Origin of the sequence: Caulobacter hibisci (assembly GCF_016135805.1) — a bacterium.
Lineage (GTDB): Bacteria > Pseudomonadota > Alphaproteobacteria > Caulobacterales > Caulobacteraceae > Caulobacter > Caulobacter hibisci.
Genome location: NZ_JADWOX010000013.1, coordinates 47,833 through 73,249, shown reverse-complemented (window position 1 = coordinate 73,249; position 25,417 = coordinate 47,833). Strand labels below are relative to the sequence as shown.

The 25,417-nt window shown below is 69.0% G+C and carries 26 protein-coding genes; 6 read left to right on the top strand and 20 right to left on the bottom strand.

Annotated elements, in window-relative coordinates:
* Positions 1-64: 64 nt before the first annotated feature.
* From I4Q42_RS17505 to I4Q42_RS17475, 7 genes are all read right to left on the bottom strand, one after another.
* On the bottom strand, positions 65-979 hold the full coding sequence (locus I4Q42_RS17505) for an iron-containing redox enzyme family protein (RefSeq protein WP_232793249.1): 915 nt from the start codon (positions 977-979) through the stop codon (positions 65-67).
* A 111-nt stretch (positions 980-1,090) separates the two neighbouring features.
* Positions 1,091-1,363 (bottom strand): hypothetical protein, encoded by a 273-nt coding sequence (locus I4Q42_RS17500; RefSeq protein WP_198577378.1) that lies wholly within the window; start codon positions 1,361-1,363, stop codon positions 1,091-1,093.
* Between the two features lie 110 nt (positions 1,364-1,473).
* Complete coding sequence (locus I4Q42_RS17495; protein ID WP_198577377.1) at positions 1,474-2,865, bottom strand: serine hydrolase domain-containing protein; 1,392 nt, start codon at positions 2,863-2,865, stop codon at positions 1,474-1,476.
* Between the two features lie 73 nt (positions 2,866-2,938).
* The gene (parC, locus tag I4Q42_RS17490; protein WP_198577376.1) at positions 2,939-5,218 is read right to left on the bottom strand and encodes a DNA topoisomerase IV subunit A; all 2,280 of its coding nucleotides are present in this window, start codon (positions 5,216-5,218) and stop codon (positions 2,939-2,941) included.
* Positions 5,219-5,295: 77 nt separating this feature from the next.
* On the bottom strand, positions 5,296-5,508 hold the full coding sequence (locus I4Q42_RS17485; protein WP_198577375.1) for a hypothetical protein: 213 nt from the start codon (positions 5,506-5,508) through the stop codon (positions 5,296-5,298).
* A gap of 87 nt (positions 5,509-5,595) precedes the next feature.
* A complete protein-coding gene (locus I4Q42_RS26510) occupies positions 5,596-7,050 on the bottom strand; it encodes an ATP-binding protein (protein WP_198577374.1) in 1,455 nt (484 codons plus the stop codon).
* Positions 7,047-7,718: a response regulator gene (locus I4Q42_RS17475; RefSeq protein WP_198577373.1), complete on the bottom strand. Its 672-nt coding sequence runs from the start codon at positions 7,716-7,718 to the stop codon at positions 7,047-7,049. Before I4Q42_RS17475 ends, I4Q42_RS26510 begins: the two co-directional genes overlap by 4 nt.
* 124 nt (positions 7,719-7,842) lie before the next feature.
* Between I4Q42_RS17475 and I4Q42_RS17470 the strand changes: the two genes are divergently transcribed.
* Together I4Q42_RS17470 and I4Q42_RS17465 are read left to right on the top strand one after the other, a co-directional pair.
* On the top strand, positions 7,843-10,761 hold the full coding sequence (locus I4Q42_RS17470; protein WP_198577372.1) for a TonB-dependent receptor: 2,919 nt from the start codon (positions 7,843-7,845) through the stop codon (positions 10,759-10,761).
* A gap of 131 nt (positions 10,762-10,892) precedes the next feature.
* A complete protein-coding gene (locus tag I4Q42_RS17465; RefSeq protein ID WP_198577371.1) occupies positions 10,893-11,666 on the top strand; it encodes a siderophore-interacting protein in 774 nt (257 codons plus the stop codon).
* A 3-nt stretch (positions 11,667-11,669) separates the two neighbouring features.
* On the opposite strand, the gene recO is transcribed toward I4Q42_RS17465, so the two are convergent.
* Complete coding sequence (gene recO, locus I4Q42_RS17460) at positions 11,670-12,401, bottom strand: DNA repair protein RecO (protein WP_198577370.1); 732 nt, start codon at positions 12,399-12,401, stop codon at positions 11,670-11,672.
* A gap of 180 nt (positions 12,402-12,581) precedes the next feature.
* Between recO and I4Q42_RS17455 the strand changes: the two genes are divergently transcribed.
* Positions 12,582-13,538, top strand: a complete 957-nt coding sequence (locus I4Q42_RS17455; protein WP_198577369.1) for a hypothetical protein — start codon at positions 12,582-12,584, stop codon at positions 13,536-13,538.
* A gap of 18 nt (positions 13,539-13,556) precedes the next feature.
* Here I4Q42_RS17455 and I4Q42_RS17450 read toward each other — a convergent pair whose 3' ends face one another.
* From I4Q42_RS17450 to lepB, 4 genes are all read right to left on the bottom strand, one after another.
* Positions 13,557-14,411: an arylamine N-acetyltransferase family protein gene (locus I4Q42_RS17450; protein WP_198577368.1), complete on the bottom strand. Its 855-nt coding sequence runs from the start codon at positions 14,409-14,411 to the stop codon at positions 13,557-13,559.
* Entirely contained in the window at positions 14,404-15,354 is a 951-nt protein-coding gene (gene era, locus I4Q42_RS17445) for a GTPase Era (protein WP_198577367.1), read from the bottom strand. Before era ends, I4Q42_RS17450 begins: the two co-directional genes overlap by 8 nt.
* 149 nt (positions 15,355-15,503) lie before the next feature.
* Positions 15,504-16,202, bottom strand: coding sequence for a ribonuclease III (gene rnc / locus I4Q42_RS17440; RefSeq protein WP_198577452.1), 699 nt, complete (start codon positions 16,200-16,202; stop codon positions 15,504-15,506).
* A 13-nt stretch (positions 16,203-16,215) separates the two neighbouring features.
* Entirely contained in the window at positions 16,216-17,070 is an 855-nt protein-coding gene (lepB, locus tag I4Q42_RS17435; RefSeq protein ID WP_198577366.1) for a signal peptidase I, read from the bottom strand.
* 207 nt (positions 17,071-17,277) lie between these two features.
* Here lepB and I4Q42_RS17430 point away from each other — a divergent pair, with 207 nt between their 5' ends.
* Positions 17,278-18,585: a S41 family peptidase gene (locus I4Q42_RS17430; RefSeq protein ID WP_198577365.1), complete on the top strand. Its 1,308-nt coding sequence runs from the start codon at positions 17,278-17,280 to the stop codon at positions 18,583-18,585.
* On the opposite strand, the gene I4Q42_RS17425 is transcribed toward I4Q42_RS17430, so the two are convergent.
* The 6 genes from I4Q42_RS17425 to I4Q42_RS17400 form a co-directional block, all read right to left on the bottom strand.
* Positions 18,582-18,722, bottom strand: a complete 141-nt coding sequence (locus I4Q42_RS17425) for a hypothetical protein (RefSeq protein ID WP_198577364.1) — start codon at positions 18,720-18,722, stop codon at positions 18,582-18,584. The genes I4Q42_RS17430 and I4Q42_RS17425 overlap by 4 nt on opposite strands.
* A 166-nt stretch (positions 18,723-18,888) precedes the next feature.
* Positions 18,889-19,290, bottom strand: coding sequence for a holo-ACP synthase (gene acpS, locus I4Q42_RS17420; protein WP_198577363.1), 402 nt, complete (start codon positions 19,288-19,290; stop codon positions 18,889-18,891).
* A complete protein-coding gene (locus I4Q42_RS17415) occupies positions 19,287-20,042 on the bottom strand; it encodes a pyridoxine 5'-phosphate synthase (RefSeq protein WP_198577362.1) in 756 nt (251 codons plus the stop codon). The genes acpS and I4Q42_RS17415 overlap by 4 nt, the downstream gene beginning before the upstream one ends.
* 5 nt (positions 20,043-20,047) lie before the next feature.
* Positions 20,048-20,632 carry an orotate phosphoribosyltransferase gene (pyrE, locus tag I4Q42_RS17410; protein ID WP_110121959.1) on the bottom strand — a complete coding sequence of 195 codons (585 nt, stop codon included), beginning with the start codon at positions 20,630-20,632 and terminating at the stop codon, positions 20,048-20,050.
* Between the two features lie 31 nt (positions 20,633-20,663).
* Positions 20,664-20,969 (bottom strand): type II toxin-antitoxin system RelE/ParE family toxin, encoded by a 306-nt coding sequence (locus tag I4Q42_RS17405; protein WP_198577361.1) that lies wholly within the window; start codon positions 20,967-20,969, stop codon positions 20,664-20,666.
* Entirely contained in the window at positions 20,966-21,211 is a 246-nt protein-coding gene (locus I4Q42_RS17400; protein ID WP_198577360.1) for a type II toxin-antitoxin system ParD family antitoxin, read from the bottom strand. Before I4Q42_RS17400 ends, I4Q42_RS17405 begins: the two co-directional genes overlap by 4 nt.
* A gap of 75 nt (positions 21,212-21,286) precedes the next feature.
* On the opposite strand from I4Q42_RS17400, the gene I4Q42_RS17395 reads away from it, so the two are divergent.
* The gene (locus I4Q42_RS17395; protein ID WP_198577359.1) at positions 21,287-21,700 is read left to right on the top strand and encodes an NUDIX domain-containing protein; all 414 of its coding nucleotides are present in this window, start codon (positions 21,287-21,289) and stop codon (positions 21,698-21,700) included.
* 130 nt (positions 21,701-21,830) lie between these two features.
* On the opposite strand, the gene I4Q42_RS17390 is transcribed toward I4Q42_RS17395, so the two are convergent.
* Both I4Q42_RS17390 and rpoZ read right to left on the bottom strand, forming a co-directional pair.
* Positions 21,831-23,978, bottom strand: coding sequence for a RelA/SpoT family protein (locus I4Q42_RS17390; RefSeq protein WP_198577451.1), 2,148 nt, complete (start codon positions 23,976-23,978; stop codon positions 21,831-21,833).
* Positions 23,979-24,175: 197 nt separating this feature from the next.
* Positions 24,176-24,535: a DNA-directed RNA polymerase subunit omega gene (rpoZ, locus tag I4Q42_RS17385; protein ID WP_198577358.1), complete on the bottom strand. Its 360-nt coding sequence runs from the start codon at positions 24,533-24,535 to the stop codon at positions 24,176-24,178.
* A 229-nt stretch (positions 24,536-24,764) separates the two neighbouring features.
* On the opposite strand from rpoZ, the gene I4Q42_RS17380 reads away from it, so the two are divergent.
* Positions 24,765-25,379, top strand: coding sequence for a sulfotransferase family 2 domain-containing protein (locus tag I4Q42_RS17380; protein WP_198577357.1), 615 nt, complete (start codon positions 24,765-24,767; stop codon positions 25,377-25,379).
* Positions 25,380-25,417 lie beyond the last annotated feature (38 nt).

Below are 25,417 nucleotides of genomic sequence, written 5' to 3'. Positions count from 1 at the left end.
GCGGGCGTGATACCGGCGAACGGCCCGAAGTCCAAGCCCCTCGGGCGTTTACCCGGGCCCGCACCTATTCGGCGGCGTAGACCACCGGATGCACGTGGGCCCACAGATGGGCGCGATAGGTCTCGAAGCACTGCTCGCCGCAGATCAGCCGCATCACCGCGCCCTCGGCGATGAACCGGGCGCAGTTGGGGTCGTTCGCCACCAGCGGATGCAGGGCCTCGGCGTTCCAGGCCCTGGAGTGCTCGATGTCGAGCTGGGCGTGCAGGGCGAAATACTTGCGGGCCTCGGGCGAGACGCCGACCCGCTTGAGGCCCGCATCGACGCACGACACCCGGGTCGGCGCCGTCAGTTCGACCACTCCCAGCGCGCCGATCGACTGGTAGACGTAGCGCCGGGTGGTGGCGAAAGCGGTCATGACATTGGCCAGGCACAGCGACTGCCACAGGGTGGAGTCGATGGTCGGGGTCAGACCCAAAGTCTCAGTGGTGCGGGTCAGCATCGGGCCGTGCATGCCGCCGGCCTTGCCGCGGCCCATCTCGTCCCAGTAGTTGCGGGCCAGTTCGAGCTTGGCGCGGTCGAGCACCTTGACCTGGGTCATGGCGACGAGATCGTCGAAGCCCGCCTCGCCGGCCGCCTCCTGGGTCAGGAACCACTTGAGGTCCTCGAGGCTGGCCTGGCCTTCCAGCCAGTCGAACAGCGGATCCCATTGGCCGGGGCCGTGATCCTTGAGGCCCTCGAACCAGGCGATGAAGCTGTCGGGATCGGTGGGGACATCGGCGACAAGGGGCGCGACATGGGCGCGGAAGGCTTCGATCAAGGCGCCTTCGATGCGCTGCATCCGCAGGCTCTCGTCCAGGTCCTCGCGCCAATTCGGCGACGGCGTGGCGACCGCCAGGCGCTGGTGGTTCCAGTGGGCGAGACCGCGATGCAGGGCCTCGGCGTCGGGAAATCGGGGACTGAAGGCGCCAAGGCGCGCCAAGCGTTCTCCGCCAAACACGATACGAACTCCAGGACTGTGGGGGGGACATGTCGTCGAAGGTGGGGAAGCCGTCGCCGGCCTCCCCTGCTCCGGCGTCTAGTGTTCGGGCGGCTAGCGCTCGGCGCCGCCTTCGTCGGTGCGGCCGGGCTCGATGGCGCCGGTGTCGACGCCGCCGGCGAGGCCGTCGTTCAGCTGGTCGCCATCGGCCCGTTCGCCGTCACGGCGATCGGCCTGGCGGTTCTGCTGGTCCGGCTGGGCCTGCTGCGGGTTCTGTTGCTGCTGCTGGGGCGTGCGCTCGCCCTGCTGGTTCTGCTGCTCGACCTGCGGGCGCGAAGCGTCGTTGGGTTGCTGCTGCAGGCCTTGATTGTTGGGGGTCTCGCCCATGATCGTGTCTTCCCTGATGCTTGGCCGGCGCGGATGCGTCGGCGGGAGACAAACGACCTATAGGGCTACGCGTTCCTCGGTCGGAAAGCCGACAAATGACATAAAATCAACTACTTGCGAGCGGAACGCGTCGAAGTCTCGCGCATTGGCGCGGCGGTGTTGGCGGCCTGGCGAACCAGCGGCTTTTCGAGGGCGTGATAGACCCACTTGCGGGTCTCGGCGTCGAGGCCGGGGCCAACCCCGCCAAGGCGCTGGATCATGCCGATGAAGAACAGGTCGTTGGCCGGGTCGATCCAGAACCAGGTGCCGGCGCTGCCGCCCCAGCTGATAGTGCCGGGCCCGACCGGCGCGCCCGAAGCGGCCGGATCCACCGCCACGGCCACGTCGATGCCGTAGCCCATGCCCAGGGCGAACGGGAAAGCCTTCTGCTGGCCGGGCTTGAGCACGCCGGAGGTGCCGTCGGTGGTGACCTGGAAGCTCGGCGGCAGGTGGTTCAGCCGCATCAGCGCCACCGTCTCCGGCTCAAGGATGCGCACCCCGTCCAGGTCGCCGCCGTTGAGGATCATCTGGGCGAAACGGGCGAAGTCACCGGCGGTAGACAGCAGGCCCCCTCCCCCCGACGGCGCCGGCGGGGGCTTGGTGACGTCGCGCCAGCCGCCCTCGACGGCGGGGATCAACTTGCCGGCGGCATCGGCGTCGTAGATCGCGGCCAGCCGGGCGGTCTTGTCGGCCGGAACCCAGAAGGCGGTGTCGCGCATCTTCAGCGGCTTGAAGATCCGCTGCTGCATGAACACCGGCAGGGCCTGGCCCGACAACCGCTCGATGATCAGCCCCTGGATGTCGGCCGCGACGCTGTAGCGCCACAGCTTGCCGGGCTCGGAATACATCGGCAGGTCGGCGATCTTGCGGACCATCGAGAACAGCGAGTCCGACTGCAGCACCCCGGCCCGGTAATAGGCCTGGTCGGCGGCGCTGCCGGGATCGTCGGCGATGCCGTAGGCGAAGCCGGCCGTGTGGGTCATCAACTCGCGCATGGTCGGCGGGCGGCTGATCGGCGACAGGATCGGCCGGCCGCTGGCGTCGACGCCACTGGCGATCCGCAGGCTCTCGAACTCGGGCACGTACTTGGTGATCGGGTCGTCGAGCTTCCAGCGGCCCTCGTCATAGAGGATCAGCATGGCCACGCCGGTGACCGGCTTGGTTTCCGAGCGGATGCGGAAGATGGCGTCGGCCGGCATCGGCTGGACGTCTTCCAGGGCGCGCTTGCCGAAGGTCTGCTGGCTGACGACCTTGCCGTGGCGGGCCAGCAGGGTCACGCCGCCGGCGATCTGGCCCTGGTCGACCAGGCGCTGCATGGTCTCGTCGAGGCGCTTGAGCTTCTCGGACGAGAAGCCGACGGCCTCGGGCTTGGCGCGCGGCAAGGCGCTCGCCACCCCGGGATGGGCGGCGGTCAGGCCCAGGAACCCGGCCAGGGCCCCGACGGACTTGCGCCACAAGCTCATAAGTCGACGTATCTCACAGGTGGTTGGCGAGAGCATGGCGTCCGATCAGCGCGCCCGCCCTCGCCATATCACATCACTTGGGTCGGAACCGCTTGGAGGTCGGGAAGCCCTTGGGCGCCAGCTTGCCGGCGCCGGCCCGGCGGCCGACGAAGGTCTGCCAGTCGGCCCAGTCGCGCCGGCGCAGGGCCGAGTCGATCCAGAAGCCGCCCGTCTCGGCGTTGAACGACAGGCCGTCGCGCAGGCCGCCCTCGCGATAGGCCTGCAGCTTGACGCCCTTGCCGCGCGGCATTTCCGGCAGCTCCTCCAGCGGGAAGATCAGGATCTTGCCGTTGTCGCCCACGACCGCGAACTGGTCGCCGACGGCCTCCAGGCAGAAGGCCGCGCCCGAGGCGTCGACCGTCAGCACCTGCTTGCCCGCCTTGCGGTTGGCCAGGGCCTCCTCCTCCGGCAGCAGGAAGCCGTAGCCCTGCTTGGAGGCCAGGATGCGCTTGCGACCGGCCTTGAACGGGAAGACGTCGATGATCTTCACCTTGTCGTCGAGCTCGATCATCATCCGCACCGGCTCGCCATGGCCGCGCGCGGAAGGCAGGTTGGCGCAGCCCAGCGTGAAGAACCGGCCGTCCGAGGTGAACAGCAGCAGCTTGTCGGTGGTCTCGGCCGGGACCAGGAAGCCGAGCTTGTCGCCTTCCTTGAACTTCAGCTCCGACGGGTCCTCGATCCTGCCCTTGGCGGCGCGGATCCAGCCGCGCTCGGACAGGATGATGGTGATCGGTTCACGGACGATCATCGCCTCGATGGCGGCGTCGGCGTCGACCACCGGGGCCACGTCGAACACCGAGCGGCCGGTCACGCCGGTCGGGCGCGGCTTGTCCAGCGGATGCTTGATCTTCAGCAGGGTGGCGCGCACCTGGCGCAGGCCCGTGCCGACCAGGTCCCACTGCTTCTTGTCGCTGGCCAGCATGGCCAGGATGCCGTCGCGCTCTTCCACCAGTTCGGCGTGCTCGCGGCGGATCTCCATCTCTTCCAGCTTGGCCAGCTGGCGCAGGCGGGTGTTGAGGATGGCGTCGGCCTGGACGTCCGAGAGCCCGAAGGTCTCGATCAGCTTTTCCTTCGGCTTTTCCTCGTAGCGGACGATGCGGATCACCTCGTCGAGATTGAGGTAGGCGATCAGCAGGCCGTCGAGGATGTGAAGGCGGGCTTCGATCTTGGCCAGGCGGTGGCGAGCCCGGCGGGTCAGCACCTCGCGACGGTGGGCCAGGAAGGCCATCAGCGCCTGCTTGATGCCCATGACGCCCGGCGTGCCGCGCGCGTCCAGCACGTTGATATTGACCGAGAACCGGCTTTCCAGCGCCGAGAGCTTGAACAGGCTCTCCATCAGCACTTCGGGCTCGACGTTTTTGGACTTCGGCTCGAGGACGAGACGGATGTCCTCGGCGCTCTCGTCGCGGACGTCGCCCAGCAGGGCCGCCTTCTTGCTCTCGATCAGGTCGGCGAGCTGCTCGACCAGATCGGACTTCTTCACCTGATACGGAATCTCGGTGACGACGATCTGGTAGGTGCCGCGGCCGGTCTCTTCCTTCTCCCACTTGGCGCGGGTGCGGACGCCGCCGCGGCCGGTCTCGTAGGTTTCCAGAAGGCTGGCGGCCGGCTCGACGATGACGCCGCCGGTCGGGAAGTCCGGACCCGGCACGCGTTCGAGGATGTCGGCGGTCGTGGCTTCGGGATTGCTCAGCAGCAGCAGGCAGGCGTCGATCAGCTCGGCCGGATTGTGCGGCGGGATCGAGGTGGCCATGCCGACGGCGATGCCGGCCGAGCCGTTGGCCAGCAGGTTGGGGAAGCCCGACGGCAGAACCACCGGCTCCTCGTCCTGGCCGTCATAGGTGGGCCGGAAATCGACCGCGTCCTCGTCGATGCCGTCGAGCAGCAGCGTCGCGGCCGCCGTCATCTTGCATTCGGTGTAACGCATGGCCGCGGCGTTATCGCCGTCGATATTGCCGAAGTTGCCCTGCCCCTCGACCAGCGGGATGCGCTGGGAGAAGTCCTGGGCCAGGCGCACCAGGGCGTCGTAGATCGACTGGTCGCCGTGCGGGTGGAAGTTACCCATCACCTCGCCGACCACCTTGGCGCACTTGCGCGCGGCGGACTCGGGGTTCAAGCGCATGTTGCTCATGGCGTAGAGCACGCGCCGGTGCACCGGCTTCATGCCGTCGCGCACGTCGGGCAGAGCCCGCGAGCCGATGGTCGACAGAGCATAGGCCAAGTAGCGCTTGGACAGCGCCTCGGTCAGCGGCTCTTCGAGGATGCGGTCGCCGTCGCCGGGACCGCCGGGGGGAGGAGTGACGGGCTTGTTCATCAATCAGATTCGTTTCGGCCCGGCAGCCTAGCAGATGTCGGCCGCTCGATTCGAGGCGCGTGGGGGCTTTTTGCGGTCTATCCCGCCGCCGGCGCCCCAAGAACGGCTCCGGCCCGCTCGATCAGGTCGATCACCGCCTCGTCACGCCACACCTCGACGGCCTGGGCGCTGGCGTGGTCGCGCAGCAGCGACAGGGCGTGGCGGCGATAGGCGTCGTCACCCAGATCCTGGATATCGACGGCCGTGGCGACCTGGTTCGCGGCCAGACAGACGAAGGTGTAGGTTTTCATCGATAGCTTGCCCTCACCGTGACCGTAGCAGATCGGCAAGGCTTGTTCGTCGCCTGGCCGACGCATCACGGCTTTGGGAAGTCGGCGTCAGGCCTCGACCGGATCGCCGCTGCGGGCGGGTAGGACCAGGGTGGCGCGCAGGCCGCCGATCGGGGCTCGCCCCAGGGTCAGGGCGCCGTCGTGCAGCTCGGCCAGCTCCAGGGCGATCGGCAGGCCAAAGCCATGCCCCTGCCCGCGCTCGTCCAGGCGGCTGCCCGGCACCAGGGCGGCGGCGGCGGCCTCGTCGGTCAGGCCCGGGCCGTCGTCGTCGATCAGCAGCACGGCCCGCGCGCCTTCGCGCCGGGCCGTGACCCGCACGGTGCGCTCGGCGAACTTCCAGGCGTTGTCGAGCAGATTGCCGGTCATCTCGTCGAAGTCCTGCGGGTCGCAGGCCACGAAGAGGTCGTCGGGAACGTCGAGCTCGGCCCGCACGCCAGCGGCGGCATGGATGCGCGACAGGGCCGCGACCAGGTCGTCCAGCCGCGACTTGACCGGCAGGGCCGGACGGCCGGGCGCCCCGGGCGAGGCCGCCCGGGCCCGGCCCAGGTGGTGGCCGATCGCGCCGTCGATCTGGGCGATCAGGCTGGCCAGGCTGCCGTCGGGATCGCGTCCCGGCTCGGCCAGCCGCACGGCCAGCGTCGCCAGCGGCGTCTTCAGGCCATGGGCCAGGTTGGAGACGTGGCTGCGGGCCTTGGCCAGGGCGGCCTCGTTGTGGTCGAGCAAGGCGTTCAGCTCGGCGACGACCGGCTCCAGCTCCTTGGGCTGCTGGCCCTCGATGCGGCGCTGGTCGCCAGCCCGGACGGCCGCCAGCGACGCGCCGAGCTTGCGCAGAGGCCGCAGGCCCAGCTCCAGCTGGCCGACCATCGCCGCCAGCAGGCCCACGCCCAGCACCGACAGCGACAGCAGCAGCGGCCGCAGCCCCTCGTCGCGCATGCGGTCGCGGATATAGCGCGGCGCGCCGGCGGTGATCACCACCGGACCGCGGCTGGAGTTCACCGTCAGGGTGCGGAAATAGAAGCTCTCGTTCCAGCCGCTGCGCGAGCGCCAGCGGCGCGACTCCTTCAGCGGACCGGTCGGCGGCTTGTCGGGATGAGCCTCGCGCGGGCGCTCGCCCTGGGGGCGGTCGCGATCGGGGCGCGGGCCGTCCTTGGGGCCTTCGCTCTTGGGCCAGGGCGACGGCCCGCCGCTCTGGCGCGGATCCACCGAGGCCACGGTCTGGGAGCGGACCACGCCGGCCGGTCCCTTGACCACCCAGGCCCAGCCGGCCCCGCGCCGCACGAACGGCCCGACCGATTGCAGGCGTTCCTGATCCAGCGAACCGTCCGGCTTCACCGCCCGGGCCAGGACCGAGATCTGCGATTCCAGGCTGGCGTCGACGCTGCGGCGGACGAACTGGTCCAGGGTCGGCTGGATGGTCAGGGCCGCCAGCACCACCGCCACGACGGTGAACAGCACGCCGCTGATCAGCAGCCGGGCGCGGATGGAGGTCAGGGCCGCGATCACGACGCCGCGCCCCCGGCCGTCAGGCGATAGCCGCGTCCGCGCACGGTCTCGATCATCTCGTGTCCGATCTTGCGCCGAAGCCGCCCGACGATGACCTCCAGCGAGTTGGAGTCGCCGCCGGCGTCGCCCTCATAGGCCTGCTCGAGAATGTCCATCCGCTCGACCACCACCTCCTTGCGCAGGATCAGGCACGACAGCACCCGCCACTCGAAGCTGGTCAGCTTCAGCGGCATGCCGTCGAACTCGAACCCGCCCAGCTGGGCGTCGAAGGTCAGCCGGCCGCAGACGATCTTGGGTCCATGATGGCCAGCCGAGCGGCGCACCAGGGCGCGCAGGCGCATGACCAGCTCCTCCACCCGGAACGGCTTGGTCAGGTAGTCGTCGGCGCCGGCCTTGAAGCCCTCGACCTTCTCGGTCCAGCCGTAGCGGGCGGTGAGGATCAGCACCGGCAGCGGCCGGTTCTGTTCGCGCCAGCCGCGCAGCACCGACAGGCCGTCCTGCTTGGGCAGGCCCAGGTCGAGCACGGCGGCGGCGTAGGTTTCGGTCGCGCCCAGGTGCGCGCCGGTCTCGCCGTCGGCGGCGATATCGACCGCGAACTGCTCGTCGCGCAGGGCCTGGGCGATGCTTTCGGCCAACGGCGCGTCGTCTTCGACCAACAGGATGCGCATCCCCCATCCTTAGCCGATGAACCCAAACCGAACCTGAACCAGTTCGTTCAGGCTGTGTCGGGGTTCGATGCGTTAGAGAGGCTCTGATCGAGGGATTCGGCTTACCATCGTGGGGATTTAGGAAATGACGAGGAAGATGGCCCTGCTGGGCCTTCTGGGCTGCATCACGCCGTCGATGCTGTACGCGCAGGAAGCCGCCAAGCCCGCCACCCAGACGCGTCAGACGACCACGGCGACCACGACCGCCCGCGCCGCTCAGGAGACCGAGGACGTCGAGGTCGAAGGCATCGTCGTCACCGGCCAGCGCCAGTACGGCGCGGTGCTGGGCGACATCCAGCCGGAAGAGACCTTCAGCGCCGCCGACGTCCGCTCCCTCGGCGTCAGCTCGGTGACCGAACTGCTGTCGGAACTGTCGGCCCAGACCACCAGCGCCAGCGGCGGCTCGCCCGTCGTGCTGCTGAACGGCCGCCGCATCTCCGGCATGGGCGAGATCCGCGACATCCCCACCGAGGCCATCCAGCGCGTCGAGATCCTGCCCGAGGAAGTGGCCCTGAAGTACGGCTATTCGGCCGACCAGAAGGTGGTCAACGTCGTGCTGCGCCAGCGCTTCCGCGCCCGCACCGGCGAGATCACCCTGGCGGCGCCCACCGAGGGCGGCCAGACCACCGAGCAGATCGACTCCAGCACCCTGCGCCTCAACCGCCAGGGCCGCCTGAACAGCGCCTTCAAGTACGTCCACAGCGACAAGCTGCTGGAAAGCGACCGCGACATCGATCCGTCCGCCACCGACACGCTCTATGGCGGCGACGTCTCCGACTACCGCACCCTGAAGCCGCGCACCGACAGCCTGTCCTACAACACCGTCTACAACCGCGTGCTCGACAACGGCGTCTCGGCGACGGTCAACGGCAGCCTGTCCTACGACCAGAGCCAGTCGCTGCAGGGCCTGTCCAAGGCCCGGCTGACCATCCCGGCGGCCAGCCCGTTCTCGACCTCGACCACGGGCGAGGCCACCACGCTCAACCGCTACCTGACCGACCTGGGCGCCATGGAGCAGTGGAGCCGTTCGTGGAACGCCCATGGCGGCTTCACGCTGGACGGCTCGATGAAGTCGTGGCGCTGGAACCTGACGGGCAACTACGACCACGACGAAAGCCGCACCTCGTCGGATCGCGACGCCAGCGTCCGCGACTTGCAGGATCGGCTGACCGCCCTCGATCCGACCTTCGATCCCTATGACGACTTCCTGCCGACGGGCAGCTTCCAGCGCAACACGGCCCACTCGATCAACGACACCGTCAACACCCAGCTGGTGATGAACGGCGCCCTGGCCCGCCTGCCGGCCGGCGACCTCTCGACCACGGTGAAGCTGGGGGCGGAAGGCGCCTGGGTCGATTCCTGGTCGCGCCGCAGCGGTACCCTGACCAATGCCGACCTGTCGCGCGGCACGGCCAACGCCCAGGTCAGCTTCGACCTGCCGATCACCAGCCGCCGCAACAACTACATGGCCAAGGTCGGCGACCTGTCGGCCAACCTGAACCTGGCGGTCAACCAGCTGTCGGACTTCGGGACCCTGACCACGGTCGGCGGCGGCCTGAACTGGTCGCCGATCAAGCCGGTCAGCTTCATCGTCTCGGGCACCCGCCAGGAGAACGCGCCCAGCATGTCGCAGCTGGGCGGGGCCCAGGTCACGACCACCGGCGTGCAGGTGTTCGACTATGTCCGGGGCGAGAGCGTCGAGATCACCCGCATCAGCGGCGGCAATCCCGACCTGAAGTCCGAAGAGCGCAACATCCTCAAGTTCGGCGTCACGGTGAAGCCGCCGCAGATCGAGGGCCTGTCGGTCAACGCCAACTACACCCGCACGCGGATCGACAATCCGATCTCGTCGTTCCCCAGCGCCACGGCCGCGATCGAGGCCGCCTTCGAGGACCGCTTCACCCGCGCCGCGCCGACGGACGAGGACGGCGACGGCGTGGTCGAGCCTGTCGGCCGCCTGATCAGCATCGACGCCCGGCCGATCAACTACGCCAAGCGCGAGAGCGAGCAGATCCGCTGGGGCTTCAACTTCTCGCGCCAGATCGGCAAGACCCCGCCGCGTCCCACCCCGACGCCCGAAGAGATGCAGCGCTGGCGCGAACGCCAGGGCCAGGACGGCCAGGGCGAACGCCGGCAGGGCCAGGGTCAGGGTCAGGGTCAGGGCCAGGGTCAGGGCCAGGGTCAGGGCCAGGGTCAGGGCCAGGCGCAGGGCCAGACCGCTCAAGGTCAGGGCCAGACCCAGACTGCGGACGGCGCCGCGCAGCCTCCCGGCATGGACCTGCTGCAAGGCCTCCAGCGCCAGGGCGGCGAACAGCGTAGCGGTAGCGGCGACAACGCCCAGCCGCCGTCGGACCCGACGCGGACCGGCGGCGACCAGGCCACGGGCGGCAATCAGAGCGGCGGCCAGGGCGGCTTCGGCGGAGGACCGGGCGGCGGCTTCGGCGGTCCCGGCGGTCCCGGCGGCGGTTTCGGCGGGCCGGGTGGTCCGGGCGGCCCCGGCGGCGGCCTGGGCGCGGCGCGTCTGCAGATGGCGCTGTTCCACACCGTGCGCCTGCGCGAGCGGGTCTATATCTACGACGGCGCGACGCCGCTCGACCTGCTGGACGGCGACGCCCTGGGCAGCAGCGGCGGCACGCCCCGCAACGAGGTCGAGGCCCAGCTCGGCTTCACCAAGATGGGCCTGGGCGCGCGCCTGACCGCCAACTGGAAGGAAGCCACCGAAGTCGACGGCGGCACGACCGGCAGCTCGACCGGCACGCTGCGGTTCTCCGATCTGACGACGGTGAACCTGCGCCTGTTCGCCAATCTGGGCGCGCGGCGCGAGCTGGTCGCCAAGTATCCCGTGCTGCGCGGCACGCGGGTGACCTTCGGGGTCAACAACCTGTTCGACGAGAAGCAGACCGTGCGCGACGCCACGGGCGAAATCCCGAGCACCTACCAGCAGGACTATCTGGACCCCACGGGCCGCAATATCCGGCTCAGCGTCCGCAAGGTGTTCTTCTGAGTTTGAAAGCGGCGGGGTCCTTGGGATCCCGCCGTTTTTATTTCGCCGCCGGACATGCTCGGGTCGACAGAGGGGTCTAGGGTCGGCGGGTCCGGGCCGACACCAGATCCTTCGCAAGGGATATCCCGCCGATGACCACCCTCTCCCCCGAAGCCGCCGAAGCGACCGACCGCTGGGCCCTGCGCCGCGTGCGCCACGAGATCCGCCGCCGCGTGCTGACGGTCGCCGCCGTCGAGCGGCTGTCGCCGGGCATGCTGCGCCTCGCCTTCGCCTCGCCCGATCTGCACGACTTCGTCAGCGCCGGCTTCGACGACCACATCAAGCTGTTTTTCCCTGTCGAGGGCGGCGAGCCGGTGATGCGCGACTACACGCCTCGCAGTTTCGACACCGCCGCGGCGACCCTGGTCATCGACTTCGCCGTCCACGAGGCCGGGCCGGCCACGGCCTGGGCCTTGTCGGCCAAGGTCGGCGACACGCTGAACATCGGCGGCCCGCGCGGTTCGGTGCTTCTGCCCGAAGCGCTGCCCTGGCTGGTGCTGATCGGCGACGAGACCGCCCTGCCCGCCATCGGCCGCCGGCTGGAAGAAGCCGGCGCCGACGAGACGATCACGACCCTGGGCCTGGTCGACGCCGCCGACGACGCCCTGGCCGTCGAGACCAAGGCCGCCTGGACGCCGCACTGGCTGGTCCGCGACGGCGGCGACGACGCCGAGACGCTGATCGCGGCGCTCGACGCCGTGCTGCCGGCCGACAAGGAAGGCTTCGTCTGGCTCGCCGCCGAGGCCCGGGTGGCCAAGGCCCTGCGGGCGCACCTGGTCGAGGTGCGGGGCCTGTCGCCCAAGCAGATCAAGGCCGCCGGCTACTGGGTGCGCGGCGCCGAGGGCGTCCACGAGCGGATCGAGTAGAGCCTACAGCCGCTCCGCCTCGCCCAGCCGGTCCAGCAGCCACATCCGAGCCGGCGGCAGGGGGCGATTCAACGGGCCGAACACGAACTGCTCCAGGAAGTGACCGGTGATGTCGAGGCCCGCCTTGACGTCGCCGTCGTCCAGCCCGCCCTGCGCCGACAGCAGGAACCGCGGCAGGGGCATCAGCTTGTCATGATAGGGCGCGCCGGCCTTGCGGCTGACCGCCCGCCCCGTGCGCGGGCTGACATAGACCAGATCATCGACATCGCCGGTGGCGGCGCATTTCGACAGGTCCAGGCCAAAGCCCAGGTCCTGCAACAGGCCCGCCTCGTAGCGCACATAGACGGCCGGCCAGATGTCGGGAATCTCCAGCACCCGGATCAGGGTCTCCAGGGCCAGGAAGGCGCCCGGATGGGGCTCGCGCTCGGGCAAGGCGCCGGCAGCGACGGACGCCGCCGATTGCAGCCCAGCCAGGGCAAGGCGGTCGTCGAACAGCGACGAAGGCCCCTCGCCCATCGGCTCCAGCTGGGCAGAGCCCATCTGGTCGGGACCGCGGGCGCGATAGCGGACGATCACCCGCGCGCCCGCCTGCAGGAACGGCTTCATCCGCCGCGAGGCCGCCCCGGCCACGTGGGCGACGAACTTGCCGCGGTCCTGGGTCAGCAACTCGACGATCGCCCCGGTCTCGCCATGGGCGCGGGCCGACAACACGAAGGCGTCGTCCTCCCACTCCATCAGGCGGCTCCCAGGCGGTGCGGGCGGGTCGGAACGGCGCGGCGATCGAGGATCATTCCCGTCCATACGACGCCCCGCGCGCGACGGCAAAACCCGCGACGCGTCACGAGCGAGCCGAACCCCATTGCACCCTTCATGGTGGAAACGCTAAGCAAGGTCCGTAACGCCGGGGGGCCGTCCATGAGTGAAGAGTCGCTGATCGCGTCGCACGTCTACAGCCGCAAGCTGGACAAGCCCAAGAACGTCTGGCCGGCGCTGATCGTCACCACCCTGATCGGCGTGGCGATCATCACCGCCTACAGCCTGGGCCAGATGGACAGCACGAACCGGGCCTTCGATCCGTCCGAGCTGCTCAATTCCCGCTTCCTGTTTTCGCTGGTGCCGTGCGGCGTGCTGGCCCTGACCCTGTGGGCCATCCTCTATTTCGGCTATGTGCGCTGGCGCGACGCCTCGATGGGCCCGATGTGCTTCAACGTCCTGGGCATCGGCATCTTCGGCGCCTCGGTGCTGGCGCCGCTGTCGGTGCAAGGGATCTGGTACGTCGAGCGGCAGATCGCCCTGCACGAGGCCCGCCAGGCCTGGGCGACCGTGCCTGCCCTGAAGACCGAACTGACGGCGATCGCTGCCCGCGACCGGGCCGGCGACGCCGCCGACCTCGCCGTCCTGAAACCCCAGTTCGAGGCGACCGACGACGTGCTGGAGATCTCGCCGATCACCATCGCCTCGCAGGCCGATGTCCAGAAGGCCAGCGCCCTGCTGGTCAAGACCCTGGCGGCGATGGACGAGGCCGAGGCCCGCAACGCCGAGCGCACGGCCCAGACCAGGGCCGCGATCGATGGCGCGATACAGCGGGCGGCTCCGCCGGCCCTGGTGCGCGAACACATCTACGCCCGCCTCGCCGCCGACGAGCAGCGCGCCGCGGCCTATGAGTCGACCCTGTCGGCGCTGGGCGTCTTCACCGGGGCGCGGGGCTTGTGGAAGTCGGACGGCGAAAACCTGATGTTCGCCCGCCAGTCCGACGTCGACGCCATCGAGGCCCACCTGCGCGAGGCCAAGATCCGCCGCTACGACCTCTTCCACCAGCCGGCCGAACGCCTGCCCGCCCAGAGCTGGGCCAAGCCGCAGCCCGGGGTCTGAGCCGGGGGTCCGAGACCCTTAGGCCGGCGTTCCCCAGCCCACGACCTTCTCCAGCACCGGGCGCCAGTCGGGCTGCACCGCCAGGCCGATGACGTCGCGCAGGGTCGCTTCCAGTTCGTCGACCGAAAGATCGCGCTGCTCGACCAGGGCGCCGGTGGCGTCGCGGTGGGTCAGGCGATTGTTCTTCAGGGCATAGCGGGCGATCGGCGTCGTGCGCCCCACCGTCATGCTCCAGGTGAAGTGCGAGCTGGGGTGGGTGTAGGTGAAGAAGTTGGCCGGCTCGTAGTCGACGTCGTCCCACGGCCCCAGCGCCACCTGGTAGAGCGGCGCCCAGTTGCCCGACAGGTCGGCCAGCACCAGGCGCTCGCCGCCCATTTCCGGCGCGGCCGGTTCGATGCGGAACCCGCCGTTGGGCGTGGCCTGCACCTCGTCGGAGAACAGGTCCAGCGGCGCGGTCAGCACGCAGCCGCCGAAACCGGCGTCGGCCAGCCAGTCGCGGCCGTCGATGGTGACCTTCAGGATCATGTGCGAGCGGGCGCGGGTCGGCGCTTCCGGCGGCTTCATCCACCAGACGCGGGCCATCAGCGACTGGACCGTAAAGCCCAGCGCCTTGAGCACCCGCTTCAGCAGGCCGTTCTGCTCGAAGCAGTAGCCGCCGCGGCCGGCGGTGATCAGCTTGGCGTCGATGTCGGCCGGGACGAGGCTGATCCCCCGCCCCAGCAGCACGTCGAGGTTCTCGAACGGGATGGCGTCCGGATGTTTCTGGCAGATCGCCCGCAGGGTCTCGAGGCTCGGCTCGCGCGGGCCGGCATAGCCGATCCGCGCGAAATAGGCGTCGAGGTCCACCGTCGGAGCGACCTGTGCGTCAAACATCGAAGTCGAGGCCCATGGCGCTGAACAGGCCGCGTTCCTCGGCCCAGTTTTCCTTGACCTTCACGTGCAGGAACAGGTGGATCTTGCGATCCAGGATCTCCTGAAGCTCCTCGCGCGAGGCCTGGCCGATCCACTTCAGCACCTGGCCGCCCTTGCCCAGCACGATGGCCCGCTGGCCGTCGCGCTCGACATAGATGGTCTGCTCGATGCGGGCGCTGCCGTCGGCCCGCTCCTCGAACGACGTGGTCTCGACGGTGGCCGCGTAGGGCAGCTCTTCGTGGACGCGCAGGTAGATCTTTTCGCGGGTGATCTCGGCGGCCAGCAGGCGGGCCGGCAGGTCGGCGGTCTGGTCTTCCGGATAGAGCCACGGCCCTTCCGGCATGGCCTCGACCAGCTTGGCCAGCAGGTCGTCGACGCCCGCGCCGGTCTGGGCGCTGATCATGAAGACGTCGGTGTAGACGCCGGCGTCGAAGAAGTCCTTGGCGATGGCCAGCAGGGTGTCGCGCTTGATGCCGTCGATCTTGTTGAGCGCCAGGATCACCTTGCGGCCGCTCTCCTTGAGGGCCTCGATGATGGTCTGAACGTCCTGCACGGCGCGGTGCTCGGCCGGGGTGGCGTTGCGGGCGCGGTCGGCCAGTTCGGCCTGCACGTCGACGAGGTGGACGGTGACCTCGGACTCTTCCGAGCCGGCCCAGGCCGCACGAACCATGGCGCGGTCGAGGCGACGGCGCGGGCTGAAGATCCCGGGGGTGTCGACGAGGATGATCTGGGCGTTGCCGGACAGGGCGACGCCGCGCACGGGGAAGCGCGTCGTCTGCACCTTCTGGGTGACGATCGAGACCTTGGCCCCGACCATGCGGTTGACCAGGGTGGACTTGCCGGCGTTCGGCGCGCCGATGATGGCGGCGAACCCGGCGCGGGCGGTGGTGGTGTTTTCAGTCATTGGGCGTGCGTGTAGCACAGAGCACTGAAAAAGCCCTCCCCCTTGATGGGGGAGGGTTGGGTGGGGGTGGCTACGATGTTAGCGGCTGAACCGCCGCTTCACCCCCATCCCCGGCCCTTCCCCCATCGAGGGGGAAGGGAGAAGAAGGTTCAATCGGCGCCCACCTGCTCCAGCAGGGCCTTGGCGGCGGCCTTCTCGGCCTCTTGCCGAGACTTGCCCTTGGCGATGGCCGGGTCGACGTCCTTCACGGTCACCTCGACGGTGAACACCGGGGCGTGGTCGGGGCCGGTGCGATCGAGCACGCGGTAGGTCGGCAGGGGCTTGCCCTTGCCCTGCGCCCATTCCTGCAGCGCCGTCTTCGGATCGCGCGGACGCCCCTCCCCGGCCCGGTCGAACTCTTCGGACCACAGGTCGAGGAACACCCGGCGGGCCAGGTCGAGGCCGCCGTCGTGATAGAGGGCGGCCATCAGGGCCTCGCAGGCGCCGGCCAGGATCGATTCCGTCTCGCGACCGCCGATCTTGCTGGACGAGGCCGACAGGCGCAGGGCCGGACCCAGCTCCGCGCCCTTGGCCACGCGGGCGCAGGTCTCGCGGCTGACCAGGGCGTTGAGGCGGGGCGCGAGTTCGCCCTCCTTGGCCTTGGGGAAGCGCTCGGCCAGGGCCTCGGCGGCCAGGAGCCCGAGCACCCGGTCACCGATGAACTCCAGCACCTCGTTGTCGCGAACCTTGGCCTTGGCGCCGTCGCCGACGCTGGCGTGGGTCAGCGCCCGCTCGAGCAGTTCGCGGTCCTCGAACCGATGGCCGACCCGGCGCTCAAGGTCGCCGACGGCGACGACCCGTCTGTCCATCACGGCCATGATACTACTTCAGCACGCGGAAGAAGCGGCTCGGACGCGCGTCCATGAACCAGGTCCAGGGCTTGAAGAGGTGCGCATCGGCGTTCCACGACAGCAGGATGATCTGGGCCTTGCCGACCAGGTTCTCGGCCGGGACGAAGCCCACGCCGATCGAGTCGCCCGTGTACTGGTCGTTCTCGTAGTTCCACTTGCAGGCGCTCGGATCCGTCTTGAACGGCGAGATGCCCGGGTTGAAGCGGCTGTCGGCCGAGTTGTCGCGGTTGTCGCCCATGAAGAAGTAGCAGTTCTCGGGCACCACATAGACGCCGGTGTTGTCGCCCTGGGTGTCCGGACCAGCGTCGGCCTGGGTCAGGTAGGTGCGGCCTTCCGGCGTGGTTTCCTGGATGCGCTTCATCGGCTGGGTGAAGCCGTAGCCGCTGTCGACCAGCACGTCGGCCTGTTCCTTGCGCTCTACGGCCTTGCCGTTGATGTAGAGCGCGCCGCCGCGGACCTGGATCTGGTCGCCGGGCAGACCCACAAGACGCTTGATGTAGTCGATGTGGCCGTCGCGCGGCAGCTTGAAGACGATGATGTCGCCGCGCTTGGGCTTGCCGCCCAGGATGCGGCCCTTGAACAGTGGCGGGCTGAACGGGATCGAGTGCTTCGAATAGCCGTACGAGAACTTCGAAACGATGATGTAGTCGCCCTGATAGAGGTTGGGCTCCATCGAGGCCGACGGGATCGTGAACGGCTGGAACAGCAGCACCCGCAGCACCAGGGCGATGCCCAGGGCGTAGGCCACGGTCTTGATGATCTCGATGAATTCGTTGACGGCGCCGCCCTTTTCTTCGGGGGGCGTGGTCTCGACGGCTTCGGTCATGCGCGCGCGGCTCTTCAGCGAATGGGGGTCGGGCGAGCCCGACAGGTCTTGCTAGACGCGGTTGTCGCCGCGAGCAAGCATCGCCGCGATAGTGGCGCTTCATGGCGGCGATTGGGCGAAGCCGGCGGGCCTTGCCTTAAAGATAATTCATTGGCCCAGGCCTTCGCCGAATGATGTTCTCCGGCCAAGTTCGCCAGGGGATCCGTCATGCGCCCGTTCAGCTCGCTTCTCGTCCTGGCCGCCGCGCTGAGCGCCGCCTCGATCGCGCAGGCCGCCGAGGTCGCGCCGCGACCAGTGGTCGAGGGCGTCGCCAAGGCGATCGCCGACAACTACTACGACGCCGCCAAGGGCGCCGCGGTCGCCGGCCAGCTGCGGGCCGAGGCCGCCAAGGGCGCCTACGACCGCCTGACCGATCCACGCGACCTGGCCACGGCGCTGGGTGACCGGCTGCGACCGCTGGACCACCACTTCAACGTCTCGTGGTCGCCGCCTTCGACCGACGCCTCGCCGCCCGGTCCCGCGCCTGCCGCCGCGCCTGCGCAGGCCGCCGATCCCTTCAGACGCGGCAATTACGGCGTGCGCCGGGTCGAGATCCTGGGCGGCAATCTGGGCTATATCGACCTGCGGATGTTCGCCGAATTCGAGTTCGGGCAGGCCAACCAACCTGCCCGCAAGGCCATCGAGGCCGCGCTGCAGATGGTGGCCAACACCGACGCGGTCATCATCGACCTGCGCGACAACGGCGGCGGCTCGCCGGCCATGGTCGGCTATCTGACCAGCGCCTTCACGCCCAAGGGCGCCGACATCTACAACACCTTCCACTACCGCGAGGGGACCCAGAGCGAGGCCCCCAAGGACTGGTATCCCGCCCCGCGCCTGGACGTGCCGCTCTACGTCCTGACCAGTGGGCGCACCGGCTCAGCGGCCGAGGCCCTGGCCTACACCCTGAAGAACGCCAGGCGCGCGGTGATCGTCGGCGAGGCCAGCGGCGGCGCGGCCAATCCGGGCGGCCCGGTGCCGGTGGCCGGCGGCTTCAAGATCTTCGTCTCCAACGGCTCGCCCGTCAGCCCGATCACCAAGACCAACTGGGAAGGCGACGGGGTGCAGCCCGACGTGGCGGTCGCGTCCGCCAAGGCGCTGGACACGGCCCGAGCCCTCGCGCTGGAAACCGTGCTGAAAACCGCATCGGGCCCGTCCGCCCAGGACACGCGCTGGGCGCTGGAGGCGATCCGCGCCGAGGCCGCGCCTCCGACGGCCAAGCCTCTGGGCGACTATGTGGGGAGCTATGGCGCGATCGAGATCGTCCAGGTCGATGGCCGCATCGCCATGAAGCGCGGGCGGCGTCCGATCAACGTGCTGCTGCCGCTGGGCGGGGAGAGCTTCACCGTGCAGGGCGAACCCAGCCGCCGGGTGGTGTTCGAGCGCGACGCCAAGGGCGCGGTAACGGCCTTCGAGGCGGTCACCTCCGACGGTGGCGGCTCGCGTTTCCGGCGCGAGGCCGCGCCGGCGAGCTAGACCGGAAGGGTCGCCAGCACCGCCACCACGACCAGCGCCAGGAAGCCCCAGCCGATCGCCAGCCAGGCGAAGGGCCGTTGCTGCCAGGGCGCCAGCTTGCGCGGCCGTGGCAAGTGCTCGTCGGTCCAGATGGTCATGACGTCTCCCCCGTCTCGAAACGGCGCATCGGCCGTGTTCGGAGGGACAGACTGCAAGCCGCGCGCCGTTAGGAGCTTCTGCCTGACTGCGTCAGACAAAAGCTCCTGTTGTTGCCTCGACGCATTTTCTTCACGCGAACCGGAAGCCACTTCGCTCGAAAATGCTTTAGGTCGCCGGCAGGGCCTCGATGATCACGAAGGCCTGGGCGTAGGGATGGTCGTCGGTCAGCGACAGGTGGATCACCGGGACCATGCCCTCGGGGATCAACTGGGCCAACTTGGCCGCCGCCCCGCCGGTCAGGGCCATGGTCGGCTTGCCCGACGGCAGGTTGACCACGCCCATGTCGGCCAGATGCACGCCCTGCTTCAGCCCCGTGCCCAGGGCCTTGGAACAGGCCTCCTTGGCGGCGAAACGCTTGGCGTAGCTGGAAGCGCGGTCGGGCTTGCGCTCGGACCGCTTGCGCTCGATCTCGGTGAAGACCTTGTTGGTGAAGCGCTCGCCGAAACGTTCGAGGGATTTCTCGATCCGGCGGATGTCGCTGAGGTCCGAGCCAATCCCGATAATCACGCCGCCAACTCCAGCCTGGCCGCGTCCATCAGGGTCCGCATCCGCAGGATGGCCTGCGGCAGGCCGACGAAGATCGCCTCGCCGATCAGGAAGTGGCCGATGTTCAGCTCGACGATCTGCGGGATGGCGGCGATCGGCTTGACCGTGGCGTAGTCGATGCCGTGACCGGCATGGACTTCCAGCCCCAGCGACGCGGCCAGGGCCGCCCCCGTCTTCAGGCGTTCGAGAATGGCGGCGGCGCGTTCGGCGTCGCCCTCGCGGGCGGCGTCGCAATAGGCGCCGGTGTGCAGCTCGACCACCTGGGCGCCGACATCGGCCGAGGCCCGGATCTGGGCCGGGTCGGCCTCGATGAACAGCGACACCCGCGCGCCGACGCTGCGCAGCCGGCCGGTGGCGTCGGCGATGCGGTTGCCGCCCTTGACCACGTCGAGGCCGCCTTCGGTGGTCACCTCCTCGCGCCGCTCGGGCACCAGGCAGGCCGCGTGCGGCCGCGCGCCGATGGCGATGCCGACCATCTCGTCGGTGACCGCCATCTCGAAGTTCAGCGGCTTGCCGCGCTTCAGGCACAGGTCGGTCAGCACGACGATGTCGGCGTCGCTGATGTGGCGGCGATCCTCGCGCAGGTGCGCGGTGATGCCGTCGGCGCCGGCCGCCAGGGCCAGCTCGGCGGCGCGCACCGGCTCGGGATAGCTCGACCCGCGCGCGTTGCGGATCGTGGCCACGTGATCGATGTTGACGCCGAGCCGGAGCATCGCGGTCAGCCCTTCAGCCGGCGGCTGCCCGGATCCTCGATCGGGATCGCGGCCAGTTCGGGCGGCAGGGCGTCGGCCGGATAGGCCGGCACGTCCAGGCTGGCCAGGGCGATCAGCGGCACGCCGACATCGGCCTTGCCGCCCGAGCGGTCGACGATGCAAGCCGCGGCCACTACATCGCCGCCGGCGTCCTTGATCGCCTGGATGCATTCGCGCGACGACAGGCCGGTGGTGACGATGTCCTCGACCATCACGACCTTCTGGCCCGGCTCCAGGTGGAAGCCGCGACGGAACTTGAAGCCGCCGCCCTCGCGCTCGACATAGATCGACGGCACGTTCAGGTGGCGGGCGGTCTCGTAGCCCGGGATGATGCCGCCGACGGCGGGCGAAACCGCCACGTCGACATGGCCCACCGTGGCGACGATCTTGTCGGCCAGGGCCTTGCACAGGCGCTCGCAGCGCTCGGGCCGCATGAACACCAGGTTCTTCTGCAGGAAGACCGGGCTGTGCAGGCCGCTGGACAGCACGAAGTGACCTTCGCGCAGGGCGCCGGCGGCGCGGAATTCTTCGAGGACGTCTTCGTTGGTCATGAGCCGTGGATATAAGGCCAGCGCGGCGAGTCTACAAACTGCTCAGGAGGCTGGGCAGGTCGCGCGCGCCATGCAGCACCCGCACGATCAGCGGCGGCCTCCTTTCAGCGTTATAGACAAAAAGATACGGAAAGCCGTGCACGACCAACAGGCGATGCGGCGCGGCCGCGATCTCCAGGCGTTCCACGCCGCAGTTCGGCTGATCGAAGACCAGTCCGGCCGCCTTCAACACGGCGCGACGGAATCCTACCGCAGCAGACGGTCGGTCCGCGCGAATCCAAGCCTCGGCCTCGATAAGGTCCAGGCGCGCCAGCGGCGAAAAGGCCGCTTGGCTCAAGCGCGAGCGGACCTTGCGTCGATATCCGCAAAGATCTCCTCGGCAGTGAAAGTCCCTTCCCGATCCGCCTGCGCCGTCGCCTCAACCAGCATGGCGTTGAATTCGGTGCGTTGACGCTCTGCGTCACGCATCAGGCGCAGCGCCGATCGCACCACCTCGTCGACGGTGTCGTACCGCCCGTCCTCGACGCAATCGCGAGCGAAACGTTCGAGGTCGTCGGTCAACTGGACGCTGGTCGCCATCGGTCGCGCCTTGTGCCAAAGGATCATGCGAAAGTGCGCCCGGATGCTTCGGGCATCAAGTAGTAGACCGCCGCCATGAACGACTCCCCTCCCCGCCCTCGCGTCGGCTGCGGCGCGGCCATCATCGACGGCCAGGGCCGCATCCTGCTGGTCCAGCGCCGCCGCGAACCCGAGGCCGGCCACTGGGGCCAGCCGGGCGGCAAGCTCGACTGGGGCGAGGCCGGGCGCGCCTGCGCCGAACGCGAGATCCGCGAGGAGTTAGGGATCCAGGTCGTGGCCGGTCCGGTCCTGGCCGTCACCGACATGATCGGCGAGGACAGCCACTGGCTGGCCGTCACCTATCGCGCCGACGGCTGCGTGGGCGAACCGGCGATCCAGGAGCCGGACGCCATCGCCGACTGGGGCTGGTTTGTGCTGGACGCCCTGCCAGCACCGCTGACCCAGGCGACCCGGGACGCGGTGGCGGCGCTGAAGGCGAGCAAGGCCTAGGTTCGACTTCCGGGGCGAAACCTCGTCCTTCGACAGGCCCAGGATGAGGTTTTTCTACCGCCCGAGCCTGTAAATGGTCCTCATCCTGAGCCTGTCGAAGGACGAGGACCACGCACTGACTTCGCCGCGGTCAGCCCCGCGTCCGATCCACCGTCTCGACCGACGGGCAGGTGCGCAGCGCCGCGGAGATGTTGGTCAGGTGGCGGGCGTCGCGGACCTCGACGTCGATGTCGGTGTCGAAGAAGTCGCTCTGCCGGTGGTGCATGCGCAGGTTGACGATGTTGCCGCCCGCCTCGCCGATGATCGTGCAGACCTGGCCCAGCACGCCCGGCGCATTGCCGATGGTGGCGTGCAGGCGGGCCAGGGAGACGGTGTCGCGCTCGGCTTCCGGCGTCCAGTTGAGGTCGCGCCAGAGATCCTCGCGCTCCTCGAATTCGGCCAGCTTGGGGCAGTCGATGGTGTGAACGTCCAGCCCCTCACCATCCTCGCGCAGGATCCCGACGATGCGGTCGCCCGGCACCGGGCTGCAGCAATGGGCGAAGTGCAGCGACACGCCCGGCGTCAGTCCGCCGCCGCGCACATAGAGCCGCGCGCCCTTGCCGCCCTCGATCTTGCGGCGCGCCGTGGCGGCCTCGCGATCGGCGTCCTTCATGCCCGGGAAGGCCGTTTCCAGCACCTGGCTAGGCGAGACCCGGCCACGACCGACGGCGTCGAACAGGGCTTCCTCGCCCTCCAGCACGAAGCGCTCGAGGATCGGCCGCAGCGACACGTCCTTGAGGTTCTTGCCGGCCCGTTCGAAGACCTGCTCCACCGAGGCCCGGCCCAGGCGCAGGAACTCTTCCTTCTCGGTCTGGCGGATGTGACGGCGGATGGCCGAACGGGCCCGGCCGGTCACCGTCAGCGAGCGCCAGTCCGGCGGCACCACGGGCTTGGAGCCGCGGATCACCTCGACCACGTCGCCATTGTTGAGGATGGTGCGCAACGGCTTCAGCTCGCCGTTGATCTTCACGCCGATGCAGGTGTCGCCGACGCTGGTGTGGACGGCATAGGCGAAGTCCAGAGGCATCGCGCCCCGCGGCAGGCTGACCAGCTTGCCCTTGGGGGTGAAGACGAACACCTGGTCGAGGAACATCTCGAGCTTGGCGTGCTCGACCAGTTCCTCGGAATCCCCGCCATGCTCCAGCACCTGGACCAGCTGGCGCAGGTTGGCCAGCGGGTCGCGGCCGGCGGCCTCCATGCCTTCCAGGTCGAGGCCGTAGGAGGCGTCCTTGTAGCGGAAGTGGGCGGCGACGCCCTCTTCGTTCACCCGGTCCATCGACTCGGTGCGGATCTGCATCTCGATGCGCATGCCGCGCGGTCCCACCACCGTGGTGTGCAGCGAACGGTAGTTGTTGCGCTTGGGCGTAGAGATGAAATCCTTGAAGCGGTCGGGCACGCTGGACCAGGCGCGGTGGACGACGCCCAAGGCCTTGTAGCAATCCTCCTCGCTGTCGACGATCACGCGGAAGGCGTAGATGTCGGACATCTGCGAGAAGCCGATCGATTTGCGCTGCAGCTTGCGCCAGATCGAGTAAGGAGCCTTTTCGCGGCCGAAGACGCGGGCCGGCAGGCCGGCCGATTCCAGGCGCGCCTGGATCTCCTGGCTGACCAGCTGGACCGCCCCGCCCTGCTCCTCGCGCAGCTTCTCCAGCCGGCGGACGATGGCGTCGCGGGCGACCGGATTGGTGTGCTGGAAGGACAGCTCCTCCAGCTCGGTGCAGATGCGATGGCAGCCGATGTTGCGGGCCAGGGGCGCGTAGATGTCGCGCGTCTCGCGGGCGATGCGCTCGCGCTTGGCCTGGGTCTTGATGAAGTGCAGCGTCCGCATGTTGTGCAGACGGTCGGCCAGCTTGACCAGCAGGACGCGGACGTCCTTGGAGATGGCCAGGATGAACTTGCGCAGGTTCTCGGCCTGGCGCGTGTGCTCGGCCTGGAGTTCCAGCTTGGAAAGCTTGGTGACGCCCTCGACCAGCTCGGCGATCTCCTCGCCGAACAGCTTGCCGATCTCCTCCTTGGTGACCGGCGTGTCCTCGATCACGTCGTGCAGCAGGGCCGTGACGATGGTCGCGGTGTCCAGCCGGTACTCGGTGAGGATGCCCGCCACCTCGATCGGGTGGGCGTAGTAGGGGTCGCCGCTGGCCCGCGTCTGGCTGCCGTGCATGCGCATGGCGAAGACGTAGGCGCGATTGAGCAGGGCCTCGTCGGCCGTCGGGTCGTAGGCGTGGACCCGCTCGATCAGCTCGTACTGGCGAAGGAACTTGCGCGGCTTGGGGGCCGGCTGGGCTTCGGGCGCGCTGGCGGCAAGGGCCGCGGCGGCGGGAAGCTCAGACGAAGACGCGCCCGACTCCGTCTCTGACGAGACAGCTTCGGGCGCGCGTTCGGACGTAGCGGCGGCGGGCGCCGCTTCAAGGATCAGAGGGTCTGCGCCGTCGGGGCTCAGTACCGCTCCTCCTGACCGCCGTCGCGGTCGCTTTGCAGCGCGCGAACGAGTTCCAGTTCGCTCATCTGCATGTGAGTCGGATCGGCCAGCAGGGCGAGGGTTTCGGCCTCTTCCTCGGCTTCCGAGTGCTCGTCGACGCGTTGCAGCGTGCTGATCAGGTGCTCCTTGAGCCCCTCGTGATCGATCACGTCGTCGGCGATCTCGCGCAGGGCGACGACCGGGTTCTTGTCGTTGTCGCGATCGACCATCAGGGCCGCACCGGCCGAGATGCCGCGGGCGCGATGCGCCGACAGCAGGACGAGCGCGAAGCGGTTCGGAACCTTCTCGACGCAATCTTCGACGGTGACGCGGGCCATGAATTCCTCGGGCTGAGCGTGGGCTCTTGCAAAATAGGGCTCCGTGCGACGTCACGCAACGTCGCTTCGGTTGTCACCCAACTTTTGCGAGGGGGCGTGTATGCCTCCTCCTCCAGCCAAAGTCCAGCCGCAACAACGGTCACGATCGGGAAGTCGCTTCGATACAGGGGCGCGACAAGCTCCGGAAACCCGAAAATCGACCGCAACATCGTTCACCGACCCTGTCGCCATGATCATCTCGCACCGTCACCGCTTCGTCTTCATCAAGACCCGCAAGACCGCCGGCACCAGCATCGAGGCCTATCTGTCGGGCCTCTGCGGCTCCGACGACGTGGTCACGCCCGTCCATCCGCCTGAGCCCGGCCACCAGCCGCGCAACGCCGACGGCTTTTCCAACCACATGTCGGCCACCCAGGTCGCCGCGCGGGTTCCGGACCTGTGGCGCGACTACTTCACCTTCTGCGTCGAGCGGAATCCGTGGGACAAGACGCTGTCGCACTTCTTCATGAAGAAGCATTCGGCGGCGCATGGCGGCGACCGCAAGCTGTGCCTGGACCGCTATCTGGCGGCCGGCGACTACGCCCTCAACCTGCCGCTCTACGCCAGCCGGCTTTCGGGCAAGCCGCTGGTCGACCGAGTGCTGCGCTACGAGGATCTCGACCGCGAACTGGGGGAGGTGCTGGATAAGTTGGACGTGCCTTGGCCCGGCCGCCTGCCGGTGAAGGCCAAGAGCGGCTGGCGTCCCGACCGCCGGTCGTATCGCGAGGTGCTCAGCCTGCGCCAAGCGGTGCGGATCGAGAAGATCTTCGCGCGGGAGATTCGGCTGCATGGGTATGCGTGGTGAACCGCTCTCTTCACCGTAAAATCCCTTTCGCGGGGATT